Genomic DNA, 10442 nt, shown 5'->3' on the forward strand with positions numbered 1-10442 from the left:
GGTATTCGATCATTCATCCTTCCACGTCACCTTCGCCGTCTCGTCGATGCCGAGCTTCGCTGCGGTGCCGCCCGCGAGTTCGAGCACCGCCGACACTTCGCCGCCGCTGACCACGGGTTCGAGCGATTCGGGGATGGTGTTTTCGGCGATGCGGTCGATGCTGCCGTCGGCGCGGATGAAGATCATGTCGAGCGGGATCAGCGTGTTCTTCATCCAGAAACTGCCGATCCGCGGCTTTTCGAACGGGAACAACATGCCGCCGTCAGCGGGCAGGCTGGTGCGGAACATCAGTCCCTGGTCCTGTTCGGCGTCGGTGCGCGCCACTTCGACGTTGAAGACATGCGCCGTGCCCGCCGCCGTGATCGTCACCGGGATCGTCGCGGCGCGCGCCTCCTCGCTGGCGTCGCTGCTGCACGCCGCGATCGGCAGCGCCAGCGCGAGGGCAAGGGCGGTAAAAATGGCACGCATCGGCAAATCCTTATCCCGTGATGACGCCCGACCTAGTCAAGCCCTGCTTCGTCGTCCAGCGCCGCCAGCGCCATCTCGTCTCCCGGCGGGACGGCGAGGATGCGGCGGGCGATCGTCATACTGTGCCCCGCGCGCAGAAAGGCGGCGATCTGCCGCTCGCGCAGCTTTGGATCGTCGCTGCCGCGGACCGCAAACGGCCCGAACCGCCGACGCCGCGCGAATCCCACGGCGGCCGCCACCGCGGCGCCCGCCGCCGTCTCGATCGCTTCGCCGCTATCCGCTTCGGCGATTCCGTCGACATAAAGCTGTGCCTTCACCCGCCGCACCCCCAAGCCGCGGCGCGTCATCGCGCCCGCGCGCATCGCCGCATATTGGCGGTCGTCGAGATAGCGCAGCCGCTCCATCCGGTCGGCGATCGCTTCGCACGCCGCCATGGCGTCACTTCCGTCCATCCACTCGGATTCGCGTACTTTTCTGGCAAGATAGCGCGTCAGCTTGGCGCGGCTGGTTGCAAATCGCGCGACATAGGCGAGTGCCAGCTCGTCGAGTTTCGCTGCGCCGAGCGGCCTTTTCGATCGGTCGGGGTGAGCGCGATGCTTGGGCATATGCCATGTTTGTGCCACAGTCGGGCCTGATTGAGAACGATCAACACCGCCATATCGGGCGCCAAAGCCCGGAAATGGGCGATTGTTCTAACAACACAGGGCTCGCGCACGGTAACATGGCTCAAAAAGATGACATGCTTGTTGCCGCGCGGCCCGTTTCGCGGGATGTCGCACCCCCTATGACCGATTTCACTGCCACCGAAGCGGACGCGCTTGCGCCGACGCCGACCGAATGCGCCCTGCCGCGCCGCTTTTCGGACTTCGCCACCGTTGGCGAAGCGCTCGACTATGCCGCCAAGGGCAGCCGCGGGCTCAATTTCCACGATCCGCGCGGGAAGCTGATCCGGCCCTATCCGTACAGCGAGCTCAAGGCCGACGCGCTGGCCACTGCCTATCGCCTGATCGCCGCGGGGGTGAAGCCCGGCGACCGGATCGCGCTGATCGCCGAAACCGGTCCCGAATTTGCCGCGCTGTTCTTCGGCACCATCTACGCGGGCGCCTGGCCGGTGCCGCTGCCGTTGCCGACCAGCTTCGGCGGCCGCGACAGCTACGTCGGCCAGCTCGTCGTCCAGCTCACGAGCTGCGACCCGACGATGCTGTTCTTCCCGCCCGAAATCGCCGCCATGGCGGTCGAAGCGGCGGAAAAGGAAGGCGTCAAACCCGTCAACTGGAGCGAATTTGCCGCCAGCCCCGCGCCGGTGTCCGACCTGCCCGCGCAGCAATCGGACGAGACCTGCTATCTTCAGTACAGCAGCGGCTCGACGCGTTTCCCGCACGGCGTCGCGGTCACCCACGCCGCGCTGCTCAACAACCTTGCCGCGCACAGCCACGGCATGGAAGTGCAGGACAGCGACCGCTGTATCTCGTGGCTGCCCTGGTATCACGACATGGGCCTCGTCGGCTGCCTGCTCTCGCCCGTCGCCAACCAGGTGTCGGTCGATTATCTCAAGACCGAGGATTTCGCGCGCCGTCCGCTCGCCTGGCTCGACCTCATCAGCCGCAACAAGGGCACGACGCTCAGCTATTCGCCGACCTTTGGTTACGACATTTGCGCGCGCCGCGTGTCGAGCCAGACGCACGTCGCCGACCGCTTCGACCTGTCGCGCTGGCGCGTCGCAGGCAATGGCGCCGACATGATCCGCCCCGACGTGATGCAGAGCTTTGTCGATGCCTTTGCCGATGCGGGTTTCAAGGCCAGCGCCTTCCTGCCGAGCTACGGCCTCGCCGAAGCGACGCTCGCCGTCAGCATCATGCCGCCCGGCGAAGGCATCGTCGTCGAACTGGTCGAGGAAACCGAGCTGTCGGGCGCGGCGGGCGACGCCGGACGCCCGACGCGCTATCGCGCCATCGTCAATTGCGGCCGCGCCGCGCGCGACATGGTGATCGAGGTGCGCGACGAGCTCGGCAATGCGCTGCCCGACCAGACGGTCGGCAAAGTGTGGTGCAGCGGCCCGTCGCTGATGACCGGCTATTATCGCGACCCCGAATCGACCGCCGCCTGCCTGGTCGATGGCTGGCTCGACACCGGCGATATGGGCTATTTGTCAGACGGTTACATCTATATCGTCGGCCGCGCCAAGGACATGATCATCATCAACGGCAAGAATCACTGGCCGCAGGATATCGAATGGGCGGTCGAGCAATTGCCGGGGTTCAAATCGGGCGACATCGCGGCATTCGCGATCACCGCGCCGGGCGGCGAGGAAACCCCCGCGGTGCTCGTCCAGTGCCGGACCAGCGACGATGCCGAACGGCTCGCGCTGCGCGAAACGATTCGCGACCGCGTCCGCGCGATCACCGGCATGAATTGCCTGATCGAGCTGATCCCGCCGCGTACCCTGCCGCGCACCAGTTCGGGCAAGCTCAGCCGCTCGAAAGCCCGCGCCCAATATCTGGCCGGGGAAATCCAGCCCTTTGCCATGGCGGCCTAGGGCCAAGGGTCGCACAACCCCCTGACCTTGCGCGTAAATTCCTGTCCCGCCGCTGGACAAAAAAGGCGTTACATGAACGCGCTGGTTACCTTCGGGTAACACCCGCCCGCTAAACAGGGCGGGTGAAGAGCCCGTTGGACCAGATACCAGCCGAAGAGATTCCCGTGCGGACCCTGTTGGGGCTGGGAACGCATGATGCGGACATCGGCAACCTCCGCCAGTTGCAACTGGCGCCGCTGCGCGGCCGCGGCTCGCTGCGCCTGTTCATGGGGCTCGGGATGGCGCTGGTCGCTGCCCTCACCATGATCCTCAGCGTTCCGATCGCGATCGCGGGCGGTTGGCTGGGTGTCAGCCTGATCTTCAGCCTGTGGTCGTACAACCAGTTCCGCCGCTTGCCGCTGGGCGATCCCAAATTGTCGGGGATCGCCGAATATCAGCTGTGCAATCGCCACGGATTTTATTCGGCGCTGCTGTGGGGGGCACCCTTCTGGCTGCACGGACTCACTCCGCCGCTCGATCATGTCCTGTCGATGTGGACGATCGCGGTGCTGATGATGGTCACGCTGGCGATCGTGGCGCACAGCGTCCCGATGGCGTGCATCCTGTTCATCGCGCCGGTCACGCTGTCCGCCGTCGCGGCGCTGGTTCGGGCCGGGGCGCCGCAACTGGCCGCCGTCGCGCTGGTCGCCGGGTTCCTGCTGTGCAGTTTCTGCGTGCGTTTCGCGCAAAGCCACATCCGCTATCGCCGCGCCGAGGAAACGCTGCACGAAAAGACCGAAACGGTCAGCCTGCTGCTGCGCGAATTCGAGGAAACCTCGGCCGACTGGCTGTGGCAGACCGACAACAGCCGCCGCCTGGTCCATGTGTCGCCGCGTCTGGCCTTTGCGCTGGGTGCCAGCGCCGAAGCGCTGGAGGGCGTTCCGCTGCTCCAGGCGCTGTCCGGCGATGCCTGGGACACCGGGCTGTTTCCCAAAAGCCTGCACGAAATGGCCGAACGGATGAAGCGGCGCGAGAGTTTTTCGAACCTGATCGTACCGGTGACGATCGGCGGCGCGCCGCGCTGGTGGGAATTGTCGGCCTCGCCGCGCCTCGACGAAGCGGGCAAGTTCCTCGGCTTCCGCGGCGTCGGATCGGACGTCACCGAACAGCGCGCCACCGCCGAACAGATCGCCAAGATGGCGCGCTTCGACAATCTCACCGGCCTGCCCAACCGGCTCAGCCTCAATGAGGATCTGGCGCGCGCCCTCAACCATGCGATCGACGCCAAATCGCGCTGCGCGATGCTGATGATCGACCTCGACCGGTTCAAGGCGGTCAACGATACGCTGGGCCACCCGGTCGGCGACAAATTGCTCGCGCAGGTCGCGGCGCGGCTGAAGGGGCTGATGGAGCGCGGGATGACCTGCGGGCGCCTCGGCGGCGACGAATTTGCGGTCGTGCTGCACAATGTCCCGTCGGCCGACGCCGCCGAAGAACTGGCCAAGCGCCTGATCGCGACGATCAGCCGCCCCTATGTGGTCGACAATCACCAATTGTTCGTCGGTGCCAGCATCGGCTTTGCGATCGGGCCGCAGGACGGCGCGACGGTCGAAACGCTGACCCGCAACGCCGACCTGGCGCTCTACAAGTCGAAGGATCGCGGCGGCAATGTCGTCGCCGCCTACGTCGCGTCGCTGCACGCACAGGCCGAAGAACGGCGCGTCATGGAACAGGAATTGCGCGGCGCGCTCGAACGCCGCGAATTCGAACTTTATTACCAGCCGGTGGTGACCGCTGCCGACGGCACGTTGAACGGGTTCGAGGCACTGATCCGCTGGAACAACCAAAAGCTTGGCAATGTGTCGCCGGGGCGCTTCATTCCGCTGGCCGAAGACGCCCGCCTGATCGCGCCGATCGGCGAATGGGTGCTGCGCACCGCGTGCCACGAAGCGATGCGATGGCCGTCGAACCTGAAGGTCGCGATCAACGTGTCGGCCGAACAGCTCACCGACCCCAGCTTCGCATCGGTCGTCGTGTCGGCGCTGGCGCAGAGCGGGCTGCCGCCGCAGCGGCTCGAAATCGAAGTCACCGAAAGCGTGTTCCTGCGCGATGGCGGCGGCGCGGCGCAATTGCTCGACCAGTTGATCGGGCTGGGCATCCGCCTCAGCCTCGACGATTTCGGCACCGGCTATTCGTCGCTCGGCTATCTGCGCAAGACGCAGTTCTCGACCATCAAGGTCGATCGCAGCTTCGTCGTCGGCGCCGCCAAGGGCAGCATCGAATCGATCGCGATCATCCGCGCCGTGGTCGCGCTGGCCGACAGCCTGGGCATGTCAACGACCGCCGAGGGCGCCGAAACCGAGCTGGAAGTCGAAACGCTGCGCACGATGGGGTGCAGCAACATCCAGGGCTATTATTACGGCCGTCCGATGCCCGCGACCGACGTGCTGGCGCTGTTCCGACCGGCCGATTCGGCAGCGAGCGCCGCCGCCTGACCCGTCCCCCTTCCCCCTTGATGGGGGAAGGATACGGAGCCTTGTCGCGACGCGATTTGGCGGAGTTGGATGGGGGTGAGGGTGCGTCCTTGCACCGTCACCTCGGGCCAAGCGCCCCCACCGCTGCGCCCCGGACCTGATCCGGGCTCGCTGCCTCCCCCATCGATGGGGAACGACCCGCGTTGGCGACCAACCGAACCCGCCGCGCGACGAATTGAACGCCTTAACAAAAGGTTCCCCCGTCCACCGCATCACAGGCGCAGCTCATCGCTATGCCGTTGGTGGTTGGCACAAGCCATTGCACAGACGCTCCAACGCTTGAACACAAGCCTTGGGGGTCGCATTTCATGCTCTATCGTCGCTTTCTGGCTGCCGCCATCGCGTCCGTCATGACGCTCACCGGCCTGCTCGTCAGCACCCCCGCCGCCGCGCAAAGCTATCTCCAGTGCGTTCCCTTTGCCCGCGCCGAATCGGGCATCGATATTCGCGGCAATGCCAAGACCTGGTGGGCGCAGGCCGCCAATGACTATGCCCGTGGCGACGAACCGCGCGAGGGCGCGGTGATGGCGTTCGCCGGGACCCGCGGGATGCCGATGGGTCATGTCGCGGTGGTCAAGAAAATCATCAGCGACCGCGAAATCCGCATCGACCACGCCAACTGGTCGCCGATCAACGGCCGTCGCGGCCAGATCGAGCGCAACGTCCGCGTCGTCGACGTCAGCGACGCTGGCGACTGGAGCATGGTTCGCGTGTGGTACGCGCCGATCGGCGACCTTGGCCTCCGCGCCAACCCGGTGCAGGGTTTCATCTATGCGGGCGGCGCCCCGAACAAGGCACCGAGTTTCAAGGCGCCCGTATGGGCGCAGAACGACTGGAAACCGGGCAACGGCCTGGAAGTCGTGGCCGCGTCGCTCGGCCAGTAAAGGCCACGCTTTTCAAGCTTATGCAGATTTCCCCTCCCGTAAACGGGAGGGGCAGCGAGACTTGCGAGCTTGCTCGCTAGTCGCAGCGGGGTGGGCAAATGCGCTGTCAAAGTTCGCTTCGCTCGCTCCCAGCCCCGCCCCCTCCCGCAAGCGGGAGGGGAGAGATCAGGCTTCGTCGCCTGCATCCTTGGGCGCTTCGCCCTCACCGGCGGCCGTATCCTCAAACCACGCCTCGACCTCGCCCGACAGCTTGATCGTCATCGGCTGGCCGAAACGGTCCTTCGACTTGCCCGCCGCGACGCGGATCCAGCCTTCGGAAATCGAATATTCCTCGACGTCGGTGCGCTCCTTGCCCTTGAAGCGGATTCCGATGCCGCGCTGCAGCACCTCCATGTCGAAATGGGGCGAGCGCGGGTTGGTCGACATGCGGTCGGGGGGCGTATCGGTCATGAACATATTTCCCAATAAATGATGGCGCGGCCCTAGCGGGACCGCGCCACCATCGTCAACGGAAAGGCGTATCCCTTGGTTCCGTCAACCGGAACCGGGACGGCGCCCGTCCGCTCCCCCTCTTCGCAAAACTCAGAACCCGGCCTTCAGCGTCACGAAAAACTGCTGCGGCGCGCCCGCGAGCAGCGTCTGGTTGTCGCCGCGGTTGGCAAAGCCGTTGGTCCCGATCGTCGACACATATTCCTTGTCGAACAGGTTCGTCGCATTGGCCTGCACCGAAATCCGGTCGTTCAGCCGGTACCCGATGCTGGCGTCGACGATCACGAAGCCGCCGACCTCGGCGTCATTTTCGAACGAATAATAACGCTTGCCGGTGTAGTTCGCGCCGACGCGGGCAAAGAAGCTGCCATCGTCCCAGGTGATTTCGCCCTTGGCGAGATGTTTGGGCGAATTGACCACCGTCTTGCCCGCGGTTGCCGCGACGATCGCTCCCGCCGCATTCACGACATCGTCGCGATATTCGGAGTCGTTATAGGCGTAGGAGGCGAACAGCGACAATTGGGGGGTGACACGGAACGTCCCCGCCGCCTCGACGCCCCACGAACGGACGTCGCCGACATTCTGCAGGATCGCCGGGTTGCCCTGGATCCCCGAGCCATTGGCAAAGGCGATGATGCGATCCTTGAAATCGACATAATAGCCCGCGATCACCCCCTGAAAGCGCGGCGACTTGGTGCGGAAACCGAGCTCGTAAGTCGTCGAGGTTTCGGGTTTCAGGTCGAGCGCGTCGAACCCCGCCTGCGTCGTCGCGAATGGCCCGCCGGTCGCCGAGCTTTCGAACGCGCGCATATTTTCGGTGTAGCTCGCGAAGACTTCATTATCGTCGTTGACGCGATAGAGCAGCCCCGTCTGCGGCAGGAACCAGTCCTTCGCCTCAGTGCGTCCCGCGGCGAGCCCGCCGCGGACGATCGGGGTCGCGAGGTTGGTGACGCGCAGCCCTTTCCACCCGCTGTTGATCTGGAAGCGCCCCAGATCGAGCGTATCCTGCACATGATATTGCAGCGTCTGGGTATTGAAATCGAAATTCCACTGCGTCGCCAGCGGGTCCTTCGGGAATTTCAGGCTGCCGCGGCTCGGCGCCCCGGCGGTGTCGGCAAGGCCATAGAAACGCCGCGCCTGATTGAAGTCATTATCCTCGTACCACATGCCAAGCTCGATCTTGTGGTCGCCCAGCGTGAACAGGCTGCTGGCGACGATGCCATAGCGTTCGATATGATATTCGGTGGTACGGATGGTCATCGGTGCGCCGCCCGGGGTCGTCACATAGGGAGTGAACCACAGCCCGCGCCCCTTGTTGCCATGGTAATAGCCCATGGCGTTCAGCGTCCAAAATTCGTTCAGCGGCGCTTCGACGCCGACCCCGGCCAGCCAGTCCTTGCGCAGCCCCGACGCGTCATAATAGGCGTCGTCGACGCTCGCGACCGGCGCCGGAAACGCCTCGCCGACCCCGGCATAGGGCGCGGTGAACACCGCCCCCAGCGGCAGCGAGCCATTGGCGACCCCGGCATTGAACGCCGCGCGCGCGACCTGGTTCTGATAGATTTTGGCGACGCGGACCGCGGTGTCCCAATCCTTGGCGAAATTGTCCCAGCGGTACCCCAGCCGGTCGATCATCCCGGCGCTCAGATCCTGATAGTCATTCTCGGCGCGGTCCGAATAGTTGACGAAGCCGAAGAATTGCCCGTCGCCGACCGGCTGGACGATCCGCGCATTGACCTGATGCTGGCGCTGGACGCCGTCGCCCTTCCATTTGTCGGCGTCAGCCCACGCATAGCTCAGCGACAGGCGCGGGCCGTTCGCGCCGATCGCGCCGCTGTCGATGCGCACGAACGCGCGCTTGGTATCCTCGCTGCCATAGGTGCCCGACGCCTCGACGCCGAACGCCTCGGCCGGCGCGCGCGAGAAGAACTCGATCGTCCCGCCAAGGTTGCTCGACGACGCGGCGCCCAGCGAGCCCGCGCCCTGCGCGACTTCGACCCGCCCGACATTTTCGCTGATGATCGCGCGGCTGATGTGCAGGCCGTTGTGGTTGCCATAGCTCATGTCGCCCAGCGGGACGCCGTCGAGGGTAAAGCCCAGCTGCTGCTGCGCGAACCCGCGGATCGAGATGCGCGACGACCATTCATAGGCGCCAAACGGGTCGGCGGCCTGGAAATTCACCCCCGGCAGCTTGTCGATCGCCTTCAGCGGGCTGATCCCCGCCACTTCGAGCGCGATGTCGGCGGCGGCGATTTCCTGCACCTGCCGCGCCTGCCCCTGCCCGAGCACGACGATTTCGGCGACATCACCCTCGCCCGCGTCCGCTTCGACCGCCGCCTCCACGGCGGCTTCCGCGGCGGACACCGGCGCCGCGGCCAGCATCACGATCAAAGCGGCCCCGGCCAGCAGGCGGTTCCTGTACTGAATGGTCATCGATCAATCCCCCTATCCCGCCGCCGAAATGGCGCGGTGGTCGCGGGGGCTTTAGGGAGGCGATATTGCTGCGCTGCGGCGAAGGCGTGACGCAGCGATGACGGTAAAAAGAAGGTTCGGCGTCACATGAAATCGAGCTGCTCGGCGGCGGGGTAGAGATCGCAATTCTCGCGCTCGATCCGCATGCCCAGCACGTGCATCACCGCCTCGGTCTCGTGGCAGAACCCCGGCCAGTCGTCCGCGATCCGCTCGGCGGTCCATTTCGCGTCATAGGCCGCGAAATCCTGCGCGATATGCCCCATCTCGCGGACGAACTCGCCCGCCATCGCGACGACCTCGGGATTGCCGCTCGCCTTCAATCGCGGATAGAGGATCCAGTCCTCGCACTTCAGGTGGCGCAGCAATGTATCGCGCAGCATCCCGCGCACCGACGCCAGCTCGGTCGGGCGCGGCGCTTCGGGCTTGCGCACCAGGTCCAGCAACAGCTGCGACAGCGTCGCCAGCGCCGCATGTTCGGCGCGCAACCGTCGCATCTCGGGACCAATGGGCATGACGCGCCTTTCCGTAAATGGTCCCTTCAACGCTGCCATATGGGGCCGGCATGAAAAGACGGTAAACGCGCATTAGCCCTTATCGGCGCGCGCCGCACGCCCGGCGGCGGCTTAGGCCATATCGGCGCGCCGTCCGGCAATCCTCTCCCTGCCGCAGGCATGGGGAGGTGGCAGCCCGCAGGGCTGACGGAGGGGCCACGACGCCAGCGCCAAAGCCCCTCCGTCCGTGCTCCGCACGGCCCCCTCCCCATCGCTGCGCGACAGGGAGGATCACGCCGCCTCTCCCTCCCCCTCGGCCTCCGCCTCCCGCGCCGCCTTCGCCTTGCGCGCCTGCCGCCACGACGGCGCTTTGCGCACCGCCGCGATCCCGTCATCCACCTGCGGCGTCAGCGGCACCACCGGCACCGACCGCCCCTCGGCCTCGGCCGCGGCGATCCATTCGCGGTACACCTCGGGAACATCCGCCCCCGCCGACATCCAGCTCGCCTCGCCGCCGATGCGCAGCGCCGGTTCGGCATCGGCGTCGGCAGCGATCAGCCCCGGGTGCATTTGCAGCGGCCCGCAATAG

Annotated in this window: 8 protein-coding genes and 1 pseudogene; 3 read left to right on the top strand and 6 right to left on the bottom strand. The window is 65.9% G+C overall.

Features of this window, described 5'->3' with window-relative positions:
- Positions 1-9: 9 nt before the first annotated feature.
- Positions 10-468, bottom strand: coding sequence for a DUF192 domain-containing protein (locus FFS18_RS15570; protein WP_120217365.1), 459 nt, complete (start codon positions 466-468; stop codon positions 10-12).
- Positions 469-500: 32 nt separating this feature from the next.
- Positions 501-1073 (bottom strand): RecX family transcriptional regulator, encoded by a 573-nt coding sequence (locus tag FFS18_RS15575; RefSeq protein ID WP_137871544.1) that lies wholly within the window; start codon positions 1071-1073, stop codon positions 501-503.
- 179 nt (positions 1074-1252) lie between these two features.
- Between FFS18_RS15575 and FFS18_RS15580 the strand changes: the two genes are divergently transcribed.
- From FFS18_RS15580 to FFS18_RS15590, 3 genes are all read left to right on the top strand, one after another.
- A complete protein-coding gene (locus tag FFS18_RS15580; protein WP_137871545.1) occupies positions 1253-3004 on the top strand; it encodes a fatty acyl-AMP ligase in 1752 nt (583 codons plus the stop codon).
- A 164-nt stretch (positions 3005-3168) separates the two neighbouring features.
- A complete protein-coding gene (locus FFS18_RS15585; RefSeq protein WP_502704183.1) occupies positions 3169-5478 on the top strand; it encodes a putative bifunctional diguanylate cyclase/phosphodiesterase in 2310 nt (769 codons plus the stop codon).
- Positions 5479-5825: 347 nt separating this feature from the next.
- Complete coding sequence (locus FFS18_RS15590) at positions 5826-6401, top strand: CHAP domain-containing protein (RefSeq protein WP_137871547.1); 576 nt, start codon at positions 5826-5828, stop codon at positions 6399-6401.
- A gap of 165 nt (positions 6402-6566) precedes the next feature.
- On the opposite strand, the gene FFS18_RS15595 is transcribed toward FFS18_RS15590, so the two are convergent.
- The 4 genes and pseudogenes from FFS18_RS15595 to FFS18_RS15610 all read right to left on the bottom strand — a co-directional run.
- Positions 6567-6851 (bottom strand): DUF3297 family protein, encoded by a 285-nt coding sequence (locus FFS18_RS15595; protein WP_137871548.1) that lies wholly within the window; start codon positions 6849-6851, stop codon positions 6567-6569.
- A gap of 132 nt (positions 6852-6983) precedes the next feature.
- On the bottom strand, positions 6984-9323 hold the full coding sequence (locus tag FFS18_RS15600) for a TonB-dependent receptor (protein ID WP_137871549.1): 2340 nt from the start codon (positions 9321-9323) through the stop codon (positions 6984-6986).
- Between the two features lie 122 nt (positions 9324-9445).
- Complete coding sequence (locus tag FFS18_RS15605) at positions 9446-9874, bottom strand: hemerythrin domain-containing protein (protein ID WP_171005337.1); 429 nt, start codon at positions 9872-9874, stop codon at positions 9446-9448.
- Between the two features lie 270 nt (positions 9875-10144).
- Positions 10145-10442: pseudogene (locus FFS18_RS15610) on the bottom strand (hypothetical protein); the annotation flags it as partial.

It is taken from the genome of Sphingopyxis sp. 2PD, from assembly GCF_005503695.1.
GTDB lineage: Bacteria > Pseudomonadota > Alphaproteobacteria > Sphingomonadales > Sphingomonadaceae > Sphingopyxis.